The organism is Clostridium sp. SHJSY1 (assembly GCF_031626875.1).
Classification (GTDB): Bacteria; Bacillota; Clostridia; order Clostridiales; family Clostridiaceae; genus Clostridium.
The window spans coordinates 218,278-241,729 of sequence record NZ_JANDMF010000001.1 but is presented as its reverse complement, the minus strand read 5'-3'; the positions used below and the strand labels follow the sequence as shown (position 1 = coordinate 241,729).

At 29.2% G+C, this 23,452-nt stretch carries 21 protein-coding genes; 19 read left to right on the top strand and 2 right to left on the bottom strand.

Annotated features, from left to right (window positions below; genetic code table 11):
* Positions 1–49: 49 nt before the first annotated feature.
* Complete coding sequence (locus NNC19_RS01070; RefSeq protein WP_310936732.1) at positions 50–964, bottom strand: metallophosphoesterase; 915 nt, start codon at positions 962–964, stop codon at positions 50–52.
* A gap of 259 nt (positions 965–1,223) precedes the next feature.
* On the opposite strand from NNC19_RS01070, the gene NNC19_RS01065 reads away from it, so the two are divergent.
* The 10 genes from NNC19_RS01065 to mglC all read left to right on the top strand — a co-directional run bounded on the left by NNC19_RS01065 (position 1,224) and on the right by mglC (position 12,814).
* Positions 1,224–1,568, top strand: coding sequence for a phenylpyruvate tautomerase MIF-related protein (locus tag NNC19_RS01065; protein ID WP_310936731.1), 345 nt, complete (start codon positions 1,224–1,226; stop codon positions 1,566–1,568).
* Between the two features lie 117 nt (positions 1,569–1,685).
* Positions 1,686–2,492, top strand: a complete 807-nt coding sequence (locus NNC19_RS01060; protein ID WP_310936730.1) for an MBL fold metallo-hydrolase — start codon at positions 1,686–1,688, stop codon at positions 2,490–2,492.
* Positions 2,493–2,544: 52 nt separating this feature from the next.
* Entirely contained in the window at positions 2,545–3,108 is a 564-nt protein-coding gene (locus NNC19_RS01055; RefSeq protein WP_310936729.1) for a flavodoxin family protein, read from the top strand.
* Positions 3,109–3,374: 266 nt separating this feature from the next.
* Positions 3,375–4,997 (top strand): response regulator, encoded by a 1,623-nt coding sequence (locus tag NNC19_RS01050; RefSeq protein ID WP_310936728.1) that lies wholly within the window; start codon positions 3,375–3,377, stop codon positions 4,995–4,997.
* Between the two features lie 12 nt (positions 4,998–5,009).
* Positions 5,010–6,776 (top strand): sensor histidine kinase, encoded by a 1,767-nt coding sequence (locus tag NNC19_RS01045; RefSeq protein WP_310936727.1) that lies wholly within the window; start codon positions 5,010–5,012, stop codon positions 6,774–6,776.
* A 15-nt stretch (positions 6,777–6,791) separates the two neighbouring features.
* Positions 6,792–7,772, top strand: coding sequence for a substrate-binding domain-containing protein (locus NNC19_RS01040; protein ID WP_310936726.1), 981 nt, complete (start codon positions 6,792–6,794; stop codon positions 7,770–7,772).
* Positions 7,773–7,831: 59 nt separating this feature from the next.
* Entirely contained in the window at positions 7,832–8,893 is a 1,062-nt protein-coding gene (locus NNC19_RS01035; RefSeq protein WP_310936725.1) for a galactose ABC transporter substrate-binding protein, read from the top strand.
* A 226-nt stretch (positions 8,894–9,119) separates the two neighbouring features.
* The gene (locus tag NNC19_RS01030) at positions 9,120–10,145 is read left to right on the top strand and encodes a galactose ABC transporter substrate-binding protein (protein ID WP_310936724.1); all 1,026 of its coding nucleotides are present in this window, start codon (positions 9,120–9,122) and stop codon (positions 10,143–10,145) included.
* Positions 10,146–10,260: 115 nt separating this feature from the next.
* Positions 10,261–11,775 (top strand): sugar ABC transporter ATP-binding protein, encoded by a 1,515-nt coding sequence (locus NNC19_RS01025; protein ID WP_310936723.1) that lies wholly within the window; start codon positions 10,261–10,263, stop codon positions 11,773–11,775.
* 16 nt (positions 11,776–11,791) lie between these two features.
* Positions 11,792–12,814 carry a galactose/methyl galactoside ABC transporter permease MglC gene (gene mglC, locus NNC19_RS01020; protein ID WP_310936722.1) on the top strand — a complete coding sequence of 341 codons (1,023 nt, stop codon included), beginning with the start codon at positions 11,792–11,794 and terminating at the stop codon, positions 12,812–12,814.
* Between the two features lie 127 nt (positions 12,815–12,941).
* Here mglC and NNC19_RS01015 read toward each other — a convergent pair whose 3' ends face one another.
* Positions 12,942–13,334: a pyridoxamine 5'-phosphate oxidase family protein gene (locus NNC19_RS01015; RefSeq protein WP_310936721.1), complete on the bottom strand. Its 393-nt coding sequence runs from the start codon at positions 13,332–13,334 to the stop codon at positions 12,942–12,944.
* A 128-nt stretch (positions 13,335–13,462) separates the two neighbouring features.
* On the opposite strand from NNC19_RS01015, the gene NNC19_RS01010 reads away from it, so the two are divergent.
* From NNC19_RS01010 to yjfF, 9 genes are all read left to right on the top strand, one after another.
* Positions 13,463–13,798, top strand: a complete 336-nt coding sequence (locus tag NNC19_RS01010; protein ID WP_310936720.1) for a helix-turn-helix domain-containing protein — start codon at positions 13,463–13,465, stop codon at positions 13,796–13,798.
* Positions 13,799–13,850: 52 nt separating this feature from the next.
* Positions 13,851–14,882 (top strand): DUF362 domain-containing protein, encoded by a 1,032-nt coding sequence (locus NNC19_RS01005; RefSeq protein ID WP_310936719.1) that lies wholly within the window; start codon positions 13,851–13,853, stop codon positions 14,880–14,882.
* 301 nt (positions 14,883–15,183) lie between these two features.
* Positions 15,184–16,158 carry a pectate lyase gene (pelA, locus tag NNC19_RS01000; protein ID WP_310936718.1) on the top strand — a complete coding sequence of 325 codons (975 nt, stop codon included), beginning with the start codon at positions 15,184–15,186 and terminating at the stop codon, positions 16,156–16,158.
* A gap of 225 nt (positions 16,159–16,383) precedes the next feature.
* A complete protein-coding gene (locus NNC19_RS00995) occupies positions 16,384–17,598 on the top strand; it encodes a response regulator (protein ID WP_310936717.1) in 1,215 nt (404 codons plus the stop codon).
* Positions 17,588–18,535 carry a substrate-binding domain-containing protein gene (locus NNC19_RS00990; protein WP_310936716.1) on the top strand — a complete coding sequence of 316 codons (948 nt, stop codon included), beginning with the start codon at positions 17,588–17,590 and terminating at the stop codon, positions 18,533–18,535. Before NNC19_RS00995 ends, NNC19_RS00990 begins: the two co-directional genes overlap by 11 nt.
* A gap of 110 nt (positions 18,536–18,645) precedes the next feature.
* Positions 18,646–19,635 (top strand): ABC transporter substrate-binding protein, encoded by a 990-nt coding sequence (locus tag NNC19_RS00985; protein ID WP_310936715.1) that lies wholly within the window; start codon positions 18,646–18,648, stop codon positions 19,633–19,635.
* A 144-nt stretch (positions 19,636–19,779) separates the two neighbouring features.
* Positions 19,780–21,297 (top strand): sugar ABC transporter ATP-binding protein, encoded by a 1,518-nt coding sequence (locus NNC19_RS00980; protein WP_310936714.1) that lies wholly within the window; start codon positions 19,780–19,782, stop codon positions 21,295–21,297.
* A gap of 1 nt (position 21,298) precedes the next feature.
* A complete protein-coding gene (locus NNC19_RS00975) occupies positions 21,299–22,336 on the top strand; it encodes an ABC transporter permease (RefSeq protein ID WP_310936713.1) in 1,038 nt (345 codons plus the stop codon).
* Positions 22,333–23,337, top strand: coding sequence for a galactofuranose ABC transporter, permease protein YjfF (yjfF, locus tag NNC19_RS00970; RefSeq protein WP_310936712.1), 1,005 nt, complete (start codon positions 22,333–22,335; stop codon positions 23,335–23,337). The genes NNC19_RS00975 and yjfF overlap by 4 nt, the downstream gene beginning before the upstream one ends.
* The last annotated feature ends 115 nt before the right edge of the window (positions 23,338–23,452 follow it).

Sequence of the window (23,452 nt, the reverse complement as noted above, 5' to 3'; positions counted from 1 at the left end):
CTAGGTCTATATTTATATCTTAAATAGTTCTGATCTTTTAAACATATAGTTAAATATTTCGTAAATCAAAGGTTTCAATTGGAACTGGTCCTCTTAACACTTTTCTTCTTATATGCAAAGATCCCAATGAATCAGTTCTAATTTTCCATTCAACTAACATTATTTTCCCATCCTTTATCTCAATTCCTTGTATTCCACTTGCTCTAACACAAGAACCATCATTAAAGTAGGGTAATTCATTAGATTTTGGAAAACGAGGTCTATGTGTATGCCCGCAGATTAGCATGATTTTGTTTGCTTCAATCCAATTGCTATAAATGCGCTCAATTTTATGAATTTTTTCGGAATTTTTCACAGGGCTTGCAGGATTTATAAATCCTATAGAGTGAAGAAATCTCCAAAAATATCTTACTGTAAGCATATTAAAATACCATAAGTTATCATTCATTCTATCTCCTTGATGGCCATGAACTGTTAATATTTCTTGTTTTGTATTCTTATGCTTAAATACAACTGCTTCATATGGAATTATTCCAGGAAATAATTCTATTTCATCTTCATTATACTCATCATAGAATTTATAAAAATTCTTTTCTACAAAGTCTCTATACTTTAATTGTATATTATGATTACCATATAACATAATCAATCTATTTGAATCAAAAAATCTTTTTAATAGAGAATATACTTCATCATGGGCTAATCTTACATGTTTAAAATTAGCATGTTCCCAAAGTTCATCACCATCTCCAACTTCTACATAAGTATATCCATTATTAAAATAGAATTCTAATGCAAATAAAAATATATTTTGATTTTTTGCAAATTCATCAGATGGAGTACAATCTCCTCTATGACAGTCACTGAAAAATATATATCTAGAATTATTGTCAAAGTATTCAATTTTAGCATTTTTATAAGCTTCTGTTAATCTTTTTTCAGCTAGTCTTTTTTCAAATAACATATTAAACCTCTTCTAAGAATAATAAGATTAATTAAATGTATTACTACAAAAACAATTTTAATACATATAATTAATCTACCCGTTTAGATAAAAATATATTTAAAATAAGATTTTAAAGCTTTATAAAATAAATAAGACTAATGAGGAAAATGGTATAGATATAATGTTTAAAAAGTAAGAAGGATTACTTAAAAGTTATAGTATACAATAAAATTATGCTGTAATATATAACATATATAAACGAGAGGAGATAACAATAATGCCATTTATAGGATCAAAGGTAAGTGTTAAAATTTCAAAAGAAAAAGAAGAAGTTATAAAAGAAAAACTAGGTAAAGCAATAGAATTAATTCCAGGGAAGAGTGAAAAATTTCTTATGGTTGGTTTTGAGGATGAATATTCATTATATTTTGCAGGAGAAAAATTAGAAAAGGGAGCTTTTGTAGAAGTTAAGATATTTGGAAAAGCAAGCAAAGATGCCTATGATAAATTAACAAAATCTATTTGCAATATTTATGAGGAAGAGTTGGAAATACCTCAAAATAAGATTTATATTAAGTACGAAGAAGTTTCAGATTGGGGATGGAACGGAAGAAATTTTTAATGAGTGAAATAGTAGTAATGCGTATTTGTATTGCTACTATTTTTATATAGTTAAATAATTTGTATGTGAAATATAATTCAAGTATAATGTTAATTAATTACAATTAGGAGAGAGAATATGAAATTAAAAGTGTTAGTAGATAACAATACATATATTGACCAATATTATTTAGGTGAACCAGCAGTATCATATTATATTGAAGATGATGGTGTCAAATTTTTATTTGATTTAGGATATTCAGATATATTTATTAAAAACGCAAATTTATTGGATATAGATTTATGTAATATATCTAATATTATTTTTTCACATGGTCATGATGATCACACAAGAGGTTTGAAATATTATTTTGAACAAAATTATAAAAATAATATTTCTATTATAGCTCATTCAGATGCATTCAAAGAGAAATTACAAGGAAACATTAAAATTTGCTCACCTATATTAGAAGAAGAATTAAAAGAAAAATGCAATCTGATTTTATCAAAAAAACCAATGAAGATTAGCAAAAATATAACCTTCCTAGGAGAGATACCACAAAAAATTGGGTTTGAGATTAGAAAACCAATTGGTAAGCAGGTTGTTGATGGAAAATTGATTAATGATTATGTACTTGATGATACAGCTCTTGTTTATAAAAATGAGAATGGAATATATATTATAACAGGATGTTCACATAGTGGAATATGTAATATCATAGAGTATTCAAAAACAGTATGTCAGGATAATAGAGTTATGGGGATCATAGGAGGACTTCATTTATTTGAAGTAAATGAACAAGTTAGAATGACTATTAATTATCTAAAAGAAAACAATGTAAAAGAGTTATATCCATGTCATTGTACATCTTTTATAGTTAAATCAGAAATACATAATTTTTTGCCTGTGAAAGAAGTAGGTGTTGGATTAGAATTGAATTGGTAGTTATTACATTATCTATATTTTTAAATTATATCAGAATGTAGGTGTAGAGTTTTTGGAGAATAAATGGATTGCAGTAGTTGGAAGTCCAAGAAAGGGCAAAAATACAGATTTAATAGTAGATTTTGTAATTGAAGGATTAGAGCAGAAAAATATTGAAGTAGATAAATTTTATTTAGATAGTGATAATATTTCAACCTGTAGGGGATGTGAATATTGCATAAGTATAGGAAATTGCATTATTGAAGATGATATCACTAATATTATAGACAGAATGAAAGATGCTGATGGATATATTTTGGCTTCTCCTTCATACAATTACAACATGACAGCACAAATGAAATCCTTATTAGATAGGACTTTCTGTTTGAATGATTATAGTAATGGATGGAAAAGTCGTCTTGCCCCAAATAAAAAAGCTATTATTGTTGGTGTTTGTGCAGGAAAGACTAAAGAATCTATGGGGTACACAATAGAAGGTATGATTAAACCTATTTCTGAATTAGGGGTAAAAGTTGTAGAGGTAATTGAGTATTATAACACAAAGGAAAAGTCTGTTAAGAATAATGACAATATTAGAAAAGAAATAACTAAAAAAATTAAAGATATTGATTTATAACTAGATTTATATGAAAAATATTAAGGAGAGAATATTGAAATTAACTTATAAAGATATGACTTGAAATTTGATAATAAAGTGGAAAGGTTTAGTTAGCCCTAATGTTAATAACATTAGGGCTGTTTTTTTGTGGAAAATAATTGATAGATTTTATTATTAAATAAAAATATTTTGATGATGCATATCGTTTTCATGGTATAATATATCTAAAAAAGTAGAATGCTTTTGAAAAAAGTCAATATATACTAATCATTAAGGAGAAAAGAATGTATAAGTTATTACTTGTTGATGATGAAGATGAAGTAAGGGAAGGAATTGTAAAAAAAATAGAATGGGAAAAGTATGGTTTTGAACTTATTGGAGAAGCTAGAAATGGTAGAGAAGCTTTAGAGATAGCTGAAAAAGATATGCCAGATATAGTGATTACAGATATAAAAATGCCTTTTATGGATGGAATAACATTATCTCAAGAACTTAGGAAAAGTATTCCTACAGTTAGAATAGTCATACTTACAGGTTTTGATGAGTTTGAATATGCTCAGAAGGCAGTAAATTTGAAGGTTACAGAATATGTACTTAAGCCAATTTCTTCAGAGGATCTTATTAATATTCTCTTAAAACTAAAAACACAACTTGATGATGAAATAGCAAAAAAAGAAGATATAGATTTATTAAAAACTCATTATATAAAAAGCTTACCAATATTAAAAGAAAAATTTTTTTCGTCACTAATATCAAGTAGATTGAAAAAGGATGAGATATATGATAAATGCAAGAATTATGGTATTAACTTAGAGGGAGCTCTTTTTGCTGCAGTAGTTATAAGTATTGATGATGATATTTTAACTAAGGACCATAGATATAAATTTGGTGAAGAAGAAGAATTTAAAATATATGCTGTTTTAAATATAGTGACTGAAATTGGGGATATTTATGATATACATAATATTTTTATCCATAATGATAGGATTGTATTAATTATTTCTGATTCAGAAGAAAAATCTGAAATTTTAAGCACAGAAATATTATCAATTCTTGAAGAAATAAGACAGAGTGTTGAAAAGTATTTAAAACTTGAAGTAACCATAGGACTTGGAACAATGGAGAAGGATATTTCTATGATTTCAGATTCTTGGGAGAATGCTATAGCTGCATTAGATTATAGGTTAATTTTAGGAAGTAATAGGATTATCTGGATTGAGGATATAGAACCTAATAGTAAAGATAAGATAATATTTGATAAAAGCATGGAACATGAATTGGAAAGTTCAATAAAAGTTGGAACAGAAATTGAAGTAACTGAAACAATTGATAGAATGTTCAATAAGCTCATAGATACTAGAGCTTCATATAAAGATTATCAGATATATCTTCTTGAAATGCTTACTGCAATACTTAAAGCTGCACAGAGTTCAAATGTGGATTTAACTATTATATTTGGAACTGATTATAATTTGTTTGTGGAACTTTACAAAATTAATGATTTGAAATATGTAAAAAAGTGGTTCAAGGAAATATCAGTGAAGATAATGAATCATATTATGGATGAAAGAAAAGATAATTGTGAGTATCTAGTGGCGAAAGCAAAGGAGTATATTCATAAAAATTACAATGATAGTGAAATCAATATTAATGGTATATGTAGTTACCTACATATAAGCCAGACTTATTTTAGTCTTTTATTTAAGAAAGAAACAAGGATGACTTTTACAAATTATTTGACTTTGGTAAGGATGAATGAGGCAAAGAAGCTTTTGAGAACTACTACTATGAAGACGTTTCAAGTTGCACAAGAAATAGGGTATTCAGAATCTAATTATTTTAGTTACTGTTTTAAAAGACACTTTGGTATATCACCATCAGAATATAGGAATAGTAAGGTTAATTAAGGAGATGAAACTTTGAAAAGCGATATTGTTACTAAATTTTTTAAGAATCCATTTTGTCGTCTTATGAAAGCTGTAAAGTTGAAAAGTATTCAATTCATAATAACTATGTCTTTTACAGTAGTAACAATTTTAGCAATAATTTTAGTAGGAATAATAATTTATAATAAGTTTGCCAATACATCAGAAAAAAATGCTGCATTAGCCACTCAGCAATTGGTTGATCAAATAAATTCTAATATTCAATACTATTTAAATAGTACAATTAATGTATCCAATCTTTTAAGTGACAATATTTATTTGGAACCCAATATTGAAAGAAGTAATCTTATGGACCAAATGAATGTCATCAAAAATACTCGTAATGACATTGCCACACTAGCAGTATTTTCAGAAAGTGGACGACTCATTTTGGGTACATCAAAAGAGCAGCTTAAGCCTAGTGCTGATATTGTAAGTGAGGATTGGTTTAAAAATGCACTAAACAAATCGGATAATCTTATTTTTTCGTTGCCACATGTTCAGAATCTCTTTCAAGGAAAACATGATTGGGTTGTTTCTTTAAGTAGAATCATTAATTATACTGATGGTAATAAAAAACTTAAGGGTGTGCTTCTTATAGATATGAATTATAGTACTATAGGTGAGCTCTGTAGGAAGGTTAGCATAGGAGAAAAAGGATATGTATATATTGTAGATTCAGAAAATGATATAATATATCATCCTCAACAACAACTTATTAATATAGGGCTTAAAAAAGAAAATAGTGAGGATTATCTGGGCAGTTATATTGAAAATTCTGATGAAGGCAAACGTCTTGTGACTGTGAAGACAGTAAAATATACAAATTGGAAAATTGTTGCCATAGCATATATTTCGGAGATAGTTGCATCAAAAAAAGAAATTATGAAATTCGTTATATGGATATTGGTAACCTGTATTTTTTTAATAGTGTTAACGTTTAATTTTATTTCAGCAAAAATTTCAGAACCTATAAAAAAGTTAGAGAAATCTATGAAAAAAGTTGAAGAGGGAAATTTTTATATATATGTAGATGCTGAAGGGGAGGATGAAGTTGTAAAACTATCTCAGGCTTTCAACTTAATGATATCAAAAGTTAGATCTCTTATGGATGAGATTGTAGTGGAGCAAGAAGCCAAAAGAAAAAGTGAACTAAATGTACTCCAATCTCAAATAAATCCACATTTCCTTTATAACACTTTGGATTCAATTGTGTGGATGGCTGAAAATGGTAATAGTCAGGATGTTATAACAATGGTAACTTCTCTAGCAAGATTATTTAGAATAAGTCTTAGCAAAGGAAAAAATATTATTTCTGTAGAGCAGGAAATAGAACATGCAAGAAATTACCTTACAATTCAGAAAATAAGATTTAAAAATAAATTTACCTATGATATAGAAGTACAACCAGAAGTGAAAAATTTAAAGACAATAAAGTTGATACTACAGCCACTTATAGAGAATTCAATCTATCATGGCATAGAGTACATGCAAGATCAAGGATATATTAAGATAAGAGTATCTATTATTGAAGATAAATTGTTATATGAAGTTATGGACAATGGCCTTGGAATAGAACATGAAAAGCTTGAAGAATTACTTGAATATGAAATAGAAACAAAAGGAGGTTCAGGTATTGGGGTGAAAAATGTTCAGAAGAGAATTCAACTAACCTATGGTAAGGAGTATGGACTTCAGGTAGAAAGTGAATTAGAAGAAGGTACTAACATTAAAATATGGCTACCTTTAGTAGAAGAGTAAGCAAAGAGGTTAAAAATGAAGATTAAAGTTAAATTCATCATATTTATAGTTATTTTAATTCCAATAATAATTTTTCCTTTCTATTATCAAAATAAAACTTTAGTTCAGAGTGAAGGTGCAAAAAATATAACCCTTATCCTAAAGAATAAAAAAGATGACTATTGGAGAAATGTTCAGCTTGGTGCTGAAGAAGCAGCAAAGGAGTATAAAGTTAAATTAAATATCATGGCACCAGAAGATGAATGTAGTACTCTTGAACAGGAGAATCTTATAAATCAAGTTGTAGAGAATAATACTAATGCCTTAGTATTGGCGCCTTGTAGTTTTGATTATCTTGTGAAGTCTGTTGAAGATTCAGTTGATAAAGGTATCCCTGTGCTAACTATAGATAGTAAGGTGAATACAGATAAGATATCATGCTTTATAACGACAGATAACTTAAGTGCAGGTAAAAGTGCAGGAGAAAAAATTGTGAGTCTTGTAGGAGAGAATTCTATTGTCGCTATTGTAGGCTTGGATAAAAAAACAGGAAGTAATTATTTAGAAAGATATGAAGGTTTAAAAAAGTATATTACAGAGAATTATCAAGGAATTCAGATGATAGAGGAATCAGATGCAATTAATGATTCAAATTCTGCTGAATTGGCTACAGAAAAGTTGTTAATTAATAATAGAATATCTGGTGTTGTTGCTCTCAACTATGAAGCTTCTGTAGGAGCAGCCAGAGCTATAGAAAAATTGAATTTTAGAGGAAAGGTTATGGTAGTGGCATTTGATGGTGATCCTCAAGAAATTGAGTATATGGAAAATGGAACGATACAGTCTGTTATTATACAGAATCCTTTCAGCATGGGGTATTTGGGCGTTAAGAATGCAGTTTTAAAATTACAAGGAAAAGATATTCCAGAGTTTATAGAAAGTGGATTTACTGTTATTGATAAGAGAAATATATATTTGCCTGAAAATCAGAAAATTTTATTTCCATTTACTCAATGATAAGAAAACAAGTAGAGTATAGTGAAAATAGTATAAATATAAATTCAAGGAGAAAAATGATGAAAAACATTAAAAGTACAAAAGTTTTTTTTATTGTATTTTTAGCTGTAGTAACAATGATAATAGCATTTTTTGTAGTATCTATAAACAGAAATTTTTTTATGAAAGCTGGGTATAAGGAGGGAATTCCTAAAATTGGAGCAGTTATTTACAAATATGATGACACGTTTATGTCTTATGTAAGGGGGAACATGGAAAAGGATTCTTTTGGAAAGGCTGCACTAAACATTCAGGATTCACAAAATAATCAATCAAGACAGTTAGAACAGATTGATGGAATGATTAGGGATAATGTGAGAGTTCTTACAGTAAATCTTGTAGACCCTAAATCTGCAAAGGAAGTTATAAATAAAGCAAAGGATGCTAAGTTGCCTGTAATTTTTTTTAATAAAGAGCCTGAAGCTTCTGTTCTAGAAAGTTATAACAGTGCATGGTATGTAGGTGCAGATTCATCAGAAGCTGGTATTCTTCAGGGAAAAATGATAGTAAAGCTTTGGAGTAAAAACAAGACCTATGATAAAGACAATGATGGAGTTCTTTCTTATGTTTTATTTAAAGGTGAGCCAGACCATCCTGATACAGATGCAAGAACAAAATATGCAATTGAAGAGATAAAAAAGGCAGGGATAAAAGTAAAGGAGTTGGATTCATATTATGGTATGTGGGATAAAGTAAAAGCGAGGGATAAGATGGATGAATGGATAGCAAAGTTTGGTAGTGATATTGAATTTGTTATCTCAAATAATGATACAATGGCATTAGGAGCAATTACTTCTCTTGAGAAAAATGGATGTATGACAAATGATAAGCTTATTCCAGTTGTTGGAGTTGATGCAATTCAAGAAGCTTTAGAGAAAATAAAAGAAGGGAAAATGATGGGAACAGTGATGAATGATGCAAAGAAACAGGGAACAGCAGTAATAGATATTGCAATAAATGCAGCAGAAGGGAAAAATATCACTGAAGGAACATCTTTGGTTATGAGTTCTGACAAATCTGTAAGAGTTCCATATATAACCATTACAAAAGACAACTTAAATACAGTTATACAGGAAGGATAAATATAATTTTATAATATAGAAAAAGCAGGTAATGACTACTATAAATTCATTATCTGCTTTTTTACTTTTAAATTTGTGACATGCTATTGAAAAAGTATAAGTTTTTAAAAGTGAGTAGAATTTTAATATAATAGTGTAGGATTTTGTATTCAATTGATAAAATGGACATGCTAATATAAATGTATGAAAACGATTAAATAAATCGAATATTTAGGAGGAATTTAGTATGAAAAAAGTTTTAACACTTGTATTAATGGCAACTTTAACTACATCAGTTTTGGCAGGATGTTCAAGTTCAAAATCAGATTCAACAGGAAAGAAAGTAACAGTAGGAACTACAATATATAAGTTTGATGATACATTTATGACTGGGGTGCGTAATGCAATTACTGATCAAGCTAAAAGTGATAATATAACTGCTGACATAGTTGATAGTCAAAATTCAACATCAGCTCAAAATGACAAGTTAGAGTTGTTTATTTCAAAAAAGGTTAATTCACTAGCAATCAATCCAGTTGATCCCAAGGCTTCAAGTACAATAATAAACAAAGCAAAATCAGCTAATATTCCAATAGTATTTTTTAATCGTATACCTTCAGAAGCAGATATGAATAGTTGGGACAAGCTATTTTATGTAGGAGCAAAACCTGAACAGTCAGGTACAATTCAAGGACAGATTATAGCTGATTACTGGAAGGCACATCCTGAAGCAGATAAAAACAAAGATGGTGTTCTTGATTATGTAATGATTACTGGAGAACCAGGTAATGCTGATGCTATAGCTAGAACAAAATATTCCATAGATCAACTAGCGACAGAAGGAATAAAATCAAATCAATTAGCAACAGACACAGGTATGTGGGATCGTGTAAAAGCACAGGATAAAATGCAGTCATTCTTAACTTCAAAAGGAGATTTGATAGAAGCAGTTTTTGCAAATAATGATGATATGGCATTAGGAGCAATAGAGGCATTAAAAGCTGCTGGATACTTCAAGGATGGAAAATATATTCCAGTTGTAGGGGTTGATGCTACAGCACCAGGAGTTAAAGCTATTGAAGAAGGAACAATGTTAGGAACAGTTTTAAATGACGCTAAGAATCAAGGTATAGCTACTATTAAGATTGCAGAAGTTCTTGGACAAGGAGAGACTCCTTCTAAAGAGAATACAGGGTATGATATAGCTGATGGAAAATATGTATGGATAGATTATAAAAAGATAACAAAAGAAAATGTAAATGATGCTAAGTAATCTTCTGAAACAATAAGTATTTAGATTCAATCAAGAGTAATATGAAAAGTTATATCTTGATTGAATCAAATAAAGATTTAGGAGTTCTTTTTAAATATTCAGGAGGTATGAAATTATGGAGAAAAAATACTTACTTGAGCTAAGAAATATATCGAAAGAGTTTCCTGGGGTAAAAGCATTGGATGACATAACACTTAAAATAAAACCAGGTTCAGTTCATGCACTAATGGGGGAAAATGGAGCTGGAAAATCTACACTCATGAAATGTCTTTTTGGTATATATAAACAAGATCAAGGTGAAATAATTTTAGAAGGCAAAAAAATAGAAATGAATAATTCCAAAGAAGCTTTAAATCATGGAATTGCAATGATTCATCAGGAACTTCATCCTGTTAGGTTCCGAAATGTTATGGAGAATATGTGGATTGGACGTCTTCCACTTAGGGGAGTTGGTCCATTTAAATTAGTAGATACAAAGAAAATGTATAAGGATACTGTGGAACTTTTTAAACGATTAGATATTAATATTAAACCTGATGTTATTGTAGAAATGCTTTCAGTTTCAGTAGTTCAACAGATGGAGATAGCAAAAGCAGTTTCATACAATGCGAAAGTTATCATAATGGATGAGCCAACTTCATCCCTAACTAAGACAGAAGTTGCACACCTTTTTAAAATAATTCGTGATCTTCAAAAACAAGGAGTTTCAATAATTTATATATCTCATAAGATGGAAGAAATTCTTCAAATATCTGATGAGGTTACAATAATGAGAGATGGAAAATATATTGGTACATGGAATTCTAAGGACCTTACTACAGATCTTATAATTAAAAGAATGGTTGGTCGTGATTTAACAAATAGATTTCCAGAAAGAGATAATGTTCCAGGAGAAGAAGTCTTAGAAGTGGAAAATTTCACATCTCCTTTCCCAAAATCTTTTAAAGGCGTTTCTTTTGATTTAAAGAAAGGAGAAATACTTGGAGTAGGTGGTCTTGTTGGAGCTCAGAGGACAGAACTAATGGAAGCTATATTTGGTCTTAGAAGTGTTGAAGCAGGAAAGATTAGATTAAAAGGTAAGGAAGTGAAAATCAAAAATCCAATAGATGCAAAGAAGAATAAGATAGCTCTTTTGACTGAAGAAAGAAGGGTTACTGGAATCTTCCCAGTATTATCTATAACAGAAAATACTACTATTGCTAACCAGAAAAATTACTTAAATGCCTTAAAGGTTTTAAATGATAAGAAACGTAAAGAAGATACTTTAAAAAATATTGAGAAGCTTAGAGTAAAAACACCTTCAGAAAAGGAATTTATAATGAATTTGTCAGGAGGAAATCAACAGAAGGTACTTATTGGGAGGTGGCTTCTTACAGAACCAGATATACTTATTCTTGATGAACCTACTAGAGGTATAGATGTAGGTGCTAAGTTTGAAATTTATTCACTTATGGTTGAACTTACAAAACAGGGTAAGAGTATCATAATGATATCTTCTGAATTACCAGAACTTTTAGGTATGTCAGATAGAGTAATGGTAATGTGTGAAGGAAAGCTTGCAGGCATTGTAGAAGGTAAAACTGCCACAGAAGAAGTTATAATGTCACTTGCTACAAAGTATATGCAATAATTTTAGGAGGATATATATGGAAAAAGCTAATAATAAAGTTAAAGATAATAAGAAAAAAATCTATGGATTTTTAAAACAAAATGCTATATATATAGTTTTATTGGTTCTAATATTGGCTATTGCAGTAACAGATTCAAACTTTATTTCTATAGATGTTTTTAAGAATATTCTTATTCAAAGTTCAACAAGAGTAATTATAGCTCTAGGAGCTGCATTTATAATCCTTACTGGGGGAGCAGATCTTTCAGCAGGACGTATGGTAGGTTTCTCAGCGGTTATATCAGCATCAATGCTTCAGTCTGCTGATTATCCAAACAGATTCTTTCCAGATCTAGGACAACTAAATATTGCTATACCAATTCTGATAGCAATTGCAATTGGTGCAGCAGTAGGTGCTCTAAATGGGTTTATAGTATCAAGATTTGAAGTTCCTGCATTTATAACAACCCTTGGTACAATGGTTATAATTTATGGAGCAAATTCCTTATACTTCGATCTTCCTCCTAACAATTCACAACCAATAGGCGGATTAAGAACAGATTTTTCAAATTTAGGAACAGGATCATTTTTAGGAGTTCCATATGTAGTAATAATAGCAGCCATAATAACTGGCATAATATATATAATTTTAAATAAGACAAAACTTGGTAAAGATATATATGCTATAGGTGGAAATAAAGAAGCTGCAATAGTTTCTGGGATAAACGTAAAACTTAGTACATTGAAATTATACATTATAGCGGGTACTTTATATGCTATAGCTGGAGTTCTTGAAGCCGCAAGAACAGGTGGAGCAACAAACAATTATGGTAATGGTTATGAACTTGATGCTATTGCAGCATGTGTTGTTGGAGGATGGTCAGTATCTGGTGGTGTTGGTACTGTACCTGGGGTTGTAGTAGGTGTTCTTATATTTACAGTAATTAATTATGGACTTACTTTTATTGGTGTTGGACCATATTGGCAACAAATAATTAAAGGTGTTATTATAGTTGCAGCTGTTGCAGTGGATATAAGAAAATACCTTAGAAAAAAATAAAAATCTAAGATAAATAACTATAAAAATTACAAGTACAATTTATTAAAGGATAATGAAAAAGCTATTACAATAATATTAAAGTTGTAATAGCTTTTTTAAAGTATAACTATTTATATTGTTTTTTAGATTATAGTGAGAATGTTTCAGGTTCGTCATTAAATGAATAAATTGTAGCTGTTCCTTTTGTAAAGTATAATACTGCAAAAATTCCATCATCAATATTATACATGGATTTTAGAGAAGGATGAGATTTAAGCGCAAGTTCTTTTACTTCACGTCTATCATCATGTTTAACTTCCCCAGTAACACGAATCCATTGTCCTTTATTCATACTACTAATTTCAACTTTAGGATTAGCTAACATTTGCTTAAAACATTCCTTTGTATTATTTGTAACAATGTATAGTTTGTCTTCATATTCAAAAGTAGCACCAAATGGTCTTACTCTTGGTTGATCACCTTCAGTAGTGGCTAAGTAAAAAGTACCACTTTCTTTTAAGAATTGTAATGCCTTTTTCATAATTATTGCTCCTCTCCCATATCTATGTTAAAATTTATTACGTAATAATAATATCATGTACAAATTAAATAACAAGTACGTTTTTAGAGTTAGGTAAGTATCTTTAAGATACTAATGAGGAGGATATTGTGGAGAATAGTAATAGTCTTTTTGGAAAATGCCCATATTTTACAGCACAAAAAGTTTTTTCAGGGAAATGGTCAATTTTAATTATGTATCATTTAAATGAAGGAACTTTACGATATGGAGAGTTACAAAGAAAAATGGGAGACATTACACAGGCAACATTAACAAAACAATTGAGGATGTTAGAAGAGTTTGGGCTGGTTAGTAGATATGTTTATTCTGAAATTCCACCAAAAGTGGAATATTCACTAACTGATTTGGGAAAAGCATTTAATCCAGTATTAGAGCAGTTTAGAATTTGGGGAGATCAATATATTGAATCACTTAAAAATAAATAGAGAGTGACAAGAGAAAATTAATAGTGAATATAAGTATGTGGGAGGAATTAATATGGCAAATGTTTATTTTAAATCAATTGATTCTTATTCAAAAACTAAAGAGATAAATGATGCAGCTAAAGAATTACTTGAAATTATTGAAGAAAAGGAAGGTGTTACTCTTAATGAGTTTATACCACTAAAGGTTCATTTAGGTGAAAAAGGCAATAATACATTTATTCAACCCAAAAATTTTGATGGAATAATAGACTATTTAAAAGAAAAAGAAATTGATACAGCTTTTATTGAAACTAATGTGCTTTATAAAGGACAAAGAAATACAATAGAAAATCATCTAAGAGTAGCTAAAGAACATGATTTTACAAGAATTCCTGTAATCATAGCTGATGGTGAAATGGGAGAGGATTATGAAGAGATTGAAATAAATAAAAAACACTTTGATTATTGTAAAATTGCAAAAGCAGTAGCTAAAGTAGATCAAATAATTGTTTTGAGCCATTTTAAGGGGCATGCTTTAGCAGGTTTTGGTGGAGCAATAAAGCAACTTGCTATGGGATGTGCATCAAAAGGTGGAAAGCTAGCACAACATGCAAATTCAATACCTAAAATAAGTAGCTTGAAATGCAAGGGATGTAAAGCTTGTGTTAATAAATGTCCAGAAATGGCTATCTCTATGGATAAGAAAGCTAAAATTGATAAAAATAAATGTGTTGGTTGTGCTTCGTGTATGGCAACATGCCAATTTGGAGCTATATCAAATAGTTGGCTTGCTTCACTTACAAAATCTTTTAATGAAAGATTAGCAGAATATGCATATGCAGCAGCTAAAGGCAAACAGAACATATATATTACTTTTGCATTTAATATAACTAAAAATTGTGATTGTGAGGGACACCCAATGAAACCTATAGCTAAAGATATAGGCATTTTTGCATCTATAGATCCAGTAGCTATAGATCAAGCCAGTCTTGATGTCCTTGATAAAAATGAAGGAAAAACTGTTTTTAAAAGAGGAAGAAATACTCTAGAGTATGCTTCAAGTATTGGACTTGGAAGCAGAGAATATGAATTGATTGAATTATAGGCTGGAGCATGATGGGTGGCTATATATAGGCATAATGCATTAAATCATATTCATAAAAATAAGAAAGCTTAAGAAATTTATAGTATAATAATTTCTTAAGCTTTCTTGTTTTTAATTATGATTTCAACAAAAAAACCAAATAACAATCAAAAAAGTACAAGGAAATTATTGACATAGTATGAATATATATTTATAATAAGAAAGTACAACGTTTACATGAGACGATGTGCAAAAAAAAAGTTTAACTTAAAAGAAGTGAAAAAATCTATAAGTTAAAAGTATAAAAAAAGGGGGATAAAAAATGTTTAAATCAAAATTAAAACGTATATCTTTTGTAGTTGCATGTACAGTTGCTTTAGCTGTGTCAGGAGTAATACTACAACCTTCTGAGAAGGCATTTGCAAAAGGTGATGCTACTGGAGCTACAGCAAGTATATCTGATATTTTAAAGAATCAGCAACAAGATGGTGGATGGATAAAATATTATGATGAAAAAAGTGGAGAATGGGGAAAATCAACTATTGATAACAAAGCTACTTACACAGAAATAAGAAGGTTAGCATCTGAATATACAAAAACAAAAAATAGTACATACTCTGTTGCAGCTACTAAAGGAATTAATTTCTTGTTAAATATGCAATATAGCAATGGTGGATGGCCTCAAGTTTATAAAAGTTCAGGTTATCATTCACATATTACATACAATGATGATGCAATGATTAATGTAATGATTCTTTTGGATGAAGTTTCAAATAAAAAAGGTGATTTTTCATTTGTAGATAGCACTTTAGTTAGTAAATGTAAAAGTGCAGTTACAAAAGGGGTTGATTGTATATTAAAGACTCAATATAAAGATAAGAATGGGAAATTAACAATTTGGGGACAACAACATGATGAAGTAACTTTACAACCATCAGGGGCAAGAGCATATGAACTTCCTTCTCTTTGTACTACTGAAAGTGTTGGTATTGTGAATTTCTTGAAAACTAGAACTTCTACTTCTCAAATAGCTGCTTCTATAAAAGCTGCTGAAGATTGGTTTAAAACATATAAAATTACTGGAATAAAAATAGTTAAAGCAAATGGAGATGTTACTGTTGTAAATGATCCAAGTGTAACTGCACCTATTTGGGCTCGTTTTTATGAACTTGAAACAAACAAACCTATATTTGTAGGTCGTGATGGAATAAAGAAGTACAAGCTTGCTGATATTGAAAAGGAAAGAAGAACAGGCTATTCTTGGTATAACAATAAGCCTACAAGTCTATTGAAGTAATAAAATTATAATATTTAAGAAGAACTTATGCTGGAAATAGTGTAAGTTCTTTATTTTTTATAAAAATAGGAGAAAATTTAATTAGGGAAGGCATATTTTTTAGGAGTATTTTAAAAAATGTGTGCATAAGTATATTATAGTTTAAATTTATACATACAATTATTTAGAAAGACAAGTATATAAAATATGTTTAAATAATAGAACATATGTTAAATTGGAGGGATTATGTGGAGATTAGTTATTGCTGATGACGAAAATAAAATTAGGAAGGGGATTAAGAAACTTTTAGAATGGCATGAATTTAATATTGATATAGTTGGGGAGGCTGAAGATGGCGAAATTGCATTAAAGGTAGTTAAAGAAAAGGCACCTGATATTGTTTTACTAGATATAAATATGCCATTTTTAAATGGATTAAACCTTCTAGAGAAGTTAAGCAGTATTAATTTTAAGGGAATTGTAATTATAATAAGTGGATATGATGATTTTTCCTACGCACAGAAGGCCTTACAGTTTAATGTTTTTGATTATGTTTTAAAGCCAGTAAATAGAAAGAATTTAGAAGAGATAATAGTAAAAGCAGTTAATAAACTTAATGAATTAAAAAAAGAAAACAATTATATAAATTGGATGAAGAAACAGTTGGATGAAAATAATCATTTGTTGAAAAAGAATATGTTAAGGGAATGGTTAAATAATAGAATAAATGATGAAGAACTGTTAAGGGAGTTGAAGTATTTTAATATTAATTTTGGAGAAAATATAGGAATTATAGTAGTAAAAATTGTGAAGAAATTAAATATCAACATTATAGAGAAAAAATGGGATTCAGAACTATTGGAATTTGCAATTTCTAATTTATTAGGGGAAAAGTTTAGAGACTTAAATATGAAATTTATTTTTGAGGATGAAAAGAAAAATGTTGTTTTGGTTGGGAAAATAGATAGTATAGAAAAATGGATTACTATAGAAAAAAAATTAGAGACAGAGATATCTGAGTATTTAAAGTGTAATGTGATAATTGAGCAAGGAAATGTATCAGGTGGTGTTTTAAAAGTAAAAGATATTTATTCGAATATAGTTAATAATGTAAATGAGAAAAAGAAATATAATCCAATTGTTTTGTTTGCTATTAAATATATGGAAGAAAATTATTATTTAAACCATCTAAATATAAATGAAATTTCAGATAAATTAGAAGTCACATCTTCATATTTAAGTAAATTGTTAAAGAAAGAAACAGGATTATCATTTATTGATTACTTAACAAAAATAAGAATAAAGAAAGCTATGTATATTATGGAAGATCCTACAATTAAAATTTATGATGTTGCTGAATTAATTGGATATAGCAATCAACATTATTTTTGTAAGGCGTTTAAAAAAGTTTTAGGGATTTCACCAACTGAATATAAAAGGGGAAAATTGAATGAGAAGTAAAAGGAAAATAACTTTTTTAATTTTAATTATTATCATTTTAACTTTAATAATATTTTTAGGAGAATTTATATATAGGACAAGCTTACAAAAGAAGGATTTATTTATAATTGGAATGTCTCAAGCTAATCTTTATGAACCTTGGCGAGTATGCATGAATAAAGAAATAGAAGAAGAAGTTAAAAAGCATAAAAATATTAAAGTAATATTTAGAGATGCTGATGGAGATGTGCAAAGACAAAAAAAAGATATAGATGATTTAATTGATTTCGGCGCAGATTTATTGATAGTATCTACAAATGATTCAAAAGAGTTAGAAGAAACAGTAAAAAAAGCATACCAATCTATACCTGTTATAATGTTAGACAGATCAGTTAGCCAAAGTGATTATACATTATATATAGGAACTGATGTTAAATCAATTGGGGTTCAAGCTGGATTGTTAGCAAAAGATTTAACAGGTGATAAAAAATGTAATGTAGTAGAAGTACAAGGAGTATTAAATTCAAGTGTAGATAATGAGATAACGAAAGGATTTAAAGATTCTATAAGTAAATATAAGAATATTAATATAGATAGAACTATTGTGGGAAATTGGCAAAAGAATGAGACTCAAGATAAGTTGGAATCAATATTAAAGGATGATAAAGACATTAATATGATTTTTGCTCATAGTGATTATATGTCAATTGGGGCTTATTATGCTAAGTTAAATACTAAATCGAAAGATGTTAAGATAATTGGAGTTGATGGACTTGAAGGAAGTGAAGGAGGAATAGAATTAGTTGAAAAAGGTATACTAGATGGAACTTTCACTTGTAAAACAGGAGGTAAAGAAGCAGTGGAGTATGCTATTAGAATATTGAATAAAGAAAAGGACCTTCCTAAGAAAGTATTGTTTGATAGTAAGAAAATTACAAGAGAAACTTTAGAAAATTAACATAATTCTGAAAAGTATACAAAAGTACTGAATATTGCAAATACAACTTAAAGTTATGGATATATAATGAATTTATGAAAACGAAAACATAAAAGGGAGAGGAATTTATTATGAAATTAAAAAAAGTTAGTGCTTTATTAGTAGGGACAATTTTTTGTATAGGTATGTTTACAGGATGTGGAAATAAAACTATAGGAGGAGACAAAGGTAGTGCATCAGGCAAAAAGGTAATTGGATTTGCCCAAGTTGGAGCAGAAAGTGGATGGAGAACAGCTGAAACTGATTCTATAAAATCAATTCCTACATTAGATTCTAATTTTGATTTACAGTTTTCAGATGGCCAACAAAAACAGGAGAATCAGATAAAAGCTATAAGGTCATTTATTGCACAAAAAGTTGATCTGATTGCATTGGACCCAGTAGTTGAAACTGGATGGGATACGGTTCTTAAGGAAGCTAAGGATGCAAAAATTCCCGTAGTAATTGTTGATAGAAAGGCAACAGTATCTGATGATTCACTTTATAAATGTTTCTTAGGTTCAGATATGGAAGAAGAAGGGAAGAAAGCTGCCCAAATATTAATAGATCAATTTGGTAAGGATGCAAAGCTTAATATAGCAGAACTTCAAGGAACTGTTGGTTCAACAGCAATGGTTGGAAGGCAAAAAGGATTTAATGATACTATAAAAGATTGTCCTAATTATAAAATAATAAAATCTCAAACAGGTGATTTTACTCGTGCAAAAGGTAAGGAAGTTATGGAAGCATTTCTAAAATCAGATGGAAATAACATAAATGTATTATGGTCGCACAATGATGATATGGCAATTGGAGCTATTCAGGCTATAGAGGAATATGGTAAAAAGCCAGGTAAAGATATATTTATAGTTTCAGTTGATGGAGTTAAAGATTATTTTCAATTAATGGTGGATGGTAAGGCTAATGCAGATGTTGAATGTAATCCATTACTTGGGCCACAATTATTAGAAGTTTCTAAGGATATATTAGATGGGAAAGATGTTGAAAAAAATATAAAATCTAAGGAAAGTCAATTTTTACAAAAGGATGCAGAAAAAGAATTACCTAATAGAAAGTACTAAACAAATTTAGAGGTAAAATTTAAGTTTTAGTATATGTTCTTAGACATATTGAAGAAACGGCAGGGCAGAAACTAATCTATTATATAATTGTCCTGTTTTTCTTTTATATGTATTAAATTTAAGAAAAGCAAGGGAGAGATATAAATGGATGATTCTAATATAGTTTTAGAAATGAAAAATATTAGTAAAATTTTTCCTGGTGTTAAAGCTCTTTCAAATGTTGATTTTACTCTTAGAAAGGGTGAAATTCATACGCTTATGGGAGAAAATGGAGCAGGAAAATCAACACTGATAAAGGTACTTACAGGCGTTTATGAAATAGATGAGGGGACAATTATACTAAGAGGGCAAAAAATAAAGATTTCATCTACTCAGGAAGCTCAAAATTATGGTATTAGTACTGTTTATCAGGAAGTTAACCTATGTTCTAATTTAACAGTTGCTGAAAATATATATATTGGACGTGAACCTAAGAAAAGTGGAAGAATAGATTGGAAGAGAATGAATAGAGATGCAGAAAAGTTACTAGAAGAAAGATTAAATTTAAAGATAGATGTAAAAAAAGCATTAAATAATTATTCAGTTGCAGTACAACAGATGGTGGCTATTGCTCGTGCCATAGATATTTCTAAAGGAATATTAATTCTTGATGAACCAACATCAAGCTTGGATGATAATGAAGTAAAACAACTGTTTAAAGTTATGAAAAAATTTAGAGAAGAAGGAATGTCAATAATATTTGTTACTCATTTTTTAGATCAAGTATATGAAGTTTCGGATAAACTTACTGTACTTAGAAATGGTGAGTTAGTAGGAACATATGATGCAAATAAGCTTTCTAGAATTGAATTAGTTTCTAAGATGATAGGTAAAGACTATAGTGAAATAGAAAAAAATACTAGGGCTAAGAAGAGTACTGAAAATGTAAAGAGAGATGGTTTAATAACAACAAAGAGTTTTGGTAGGGCTGGAACCATTAATCCATTTGATATAGAAATTAGAAAAGGTGAGGTTCTCGGTTTTGCAGGGCTTCTTGGATCAGGAAGAAGTGAATGTGCAAAAACCATATTTGGAATCGATAAATCAACTAGTGGAAATATAACTATAAGTGGGAAAACATACTCATATATTTATCCTCAAAAAGCTATTGAAGAGGGGTTAGGATTTTGTCCAGAAGATAGAAAAATAGAAGGAATAGTTGGAGATTTAACCATTAGAGAGAATATAATACTAGCTTTACAAGCAAATAAAGGGATATTTAAATATCTGCCAATAAAGAAACAGCAAGAAATTTCACAAAAATACATTGATTTACTTAGAATTAAAACTCCAAGTATGGAACAAAAAATTAGTAATTTAAGTGGAGGTAATCAACAAAAAGTAATTTTAGCTAGATGGCTTGCAACAAATCCAAAGCTGTTGATTTTAGACGAACCAACAAGAGGAATAGATATTGGTGCAAAAGGAGAAATAACAGAACTTATATTAAAACTTGCAAAGCAAGGAATGACAATTCTATTTATTTCATCTGAGCTTTCAGAAGTTGTAAAATGTTGTGATAGGGTAATAGTGCTTAGAGATAGAAATGTTATTGGAGAATTATATGGAGATGATATAGAAGAAGAAATTATTATGAAAACTATAGCAGGAGGTGCCGTATAATATGAATGATAAAAAAGAAAATGTTTTTTTAAGGATTTATAATACAAAAATATTTTGGCCATTGGCAAGTTTAATTCTATTGATATTATTTAATTTCATTATGACACCTGGTTTTTTAAGTATAACTATGAAAGATGGACATTTATTTGGAAATACTATTGATATATTAAATCGTGCAGCACCTCTTATTCTTATTTCAATAGGAATGACTTTGGTTATTGCAACCCAAGGAATTGATATCTCAGTTGGATCTATAATAGCAATAAGTGCAGCTTTATCAGCAACAGTAATTGTTGATGGGGGGGCAGTTCCTTTAGCTATAGTTGTAGGTATAGTTAGCGGAATTATATGTGGAATGTGGAATGGATTCATAGTTTCATATATAGGGGTTCAACCAATGGTTGCAACTTTGATTTTATATATAGTAGGCAGAGGAATTGCTCAGCTTATTACTGGAGGACAAATACTTACTTTTACTAACGAGAAATTTATTTTTATAGGAACTGGATATGTATTGCTTCCAGTAGCTATATTTATTGCACTTATAGTTTCATTAGTTATGTATTTATTAATAAGGAAAACTGCTTTAGGATTGTTTATAGAATCTATAGGTGTAAATAGTAATTCATCAAGATTTGCAGGAATCCAATCTAAAAGAGTTGTATTTTCACTTTATGTTTTATGTGGTTTACTTGCAGGAATAGCTGGGATAATTTTATGTTCAAATATTAAAAGTGCAGATGCTAATAATGTAGGATTATGGTTAGAGCTTGATGCTATACTTGCAACAGTTATAGGAGGAACTTCTATGGCTGGAGGAAGATTCTATCTTGGAGGTACCGTGATAGGGGCGTTATTCATTCAAACATTAACAACAACAATTTATAGTTTGGGTGTAGCACCAGAAATTACATTAGTTGTTAAAGCAATTGTTGTTATTGCAGTATGTATAATTCAATCTTCAGAATTTAGAAAAATGCTTAATTTAAAGAAAAATACTAAGATTAAACAAAAAAAGGATGAGGTGATTAATGCATGAATAAATCAATAGTAAGGAAAAAAAAGCTGAAAATAAATAAGGACTATATTGGAATTTATGCTACAGTAGGCTTGTTTATTGGATTATTTTTAATAGGGTCTGCTTTATATAGAGGATTTCTATCACCTCAAGTATTTTTAAATTTATTTATTGATAATGCATATTTAATAGTGGTTGCAATAGGTGAAGCTGTAGCTATAATAACTGGAGGTATAGATCTTTCGGTAGGTGCTATGATAGCTTTTGTAAGTATGATTACAGCAGATTTATTAAAAAATGGAGTGAATCCATATTTGGTAATAGTAGTGGTTCTTATAGTTGGAATTGTTTTTGGAGCAGTTCAAGGCGTTTTAATTCAGAAATTTAAATTACATCCTTGGATAGTAACACTTGCAGGTATGTTTTTTGCAAGAGGGGCAAGCTATATTATAAGTATAGATACAATCACAATCGATAATCCTGTGTTTGTTAGTATATCATCAACTAGAATTTCAATATTGCCAGGTGCATTTATATCTATAAATGTAATTGTAAGTTTGGTGGTTGTAGCAGCTGCTGCATATATGTTAAAGTTCACAAGGGTTGGAAGAACAATATATGCAATTGGTGGAAATGAGAATTCAGCAAAGCTAATGGGATTACCAGTAGAGAGAACAAAAATATTTGTTTACACATTTTCTAGTTTTTGCTCATCATTAGGTGGATTATTATTTACAATATATACACTTTCAGGTTATGGACTTCATTGTAATGGAATGGAAATGGATGCTATAGCAGCATGTGTAATAGGTGGAATATTATTGACTGGAGGGTATGGATTTATTATTGGACCACTTTTTGGTGTATTAACAACAGGAATTATTCAAAATCTTATAATGTTTGATGGAACATTAAATTCATGGTGGACAAAGATTGCTGTAGGAATGTTGTTATTAGTATTCATTGTACTACAAAGAGTAATTGTAATAAGAGAGGAAAAAAGTAAAAATACTGCAACTTAATAGATATACTTTAATAAATAACTATCAGAGTTAGGATATACATTTGTGGAATTTTTAATAACACAAACAAGTGTATATTCTATTTTGCATTTTTACTTTGAAGAGTTACTGACTA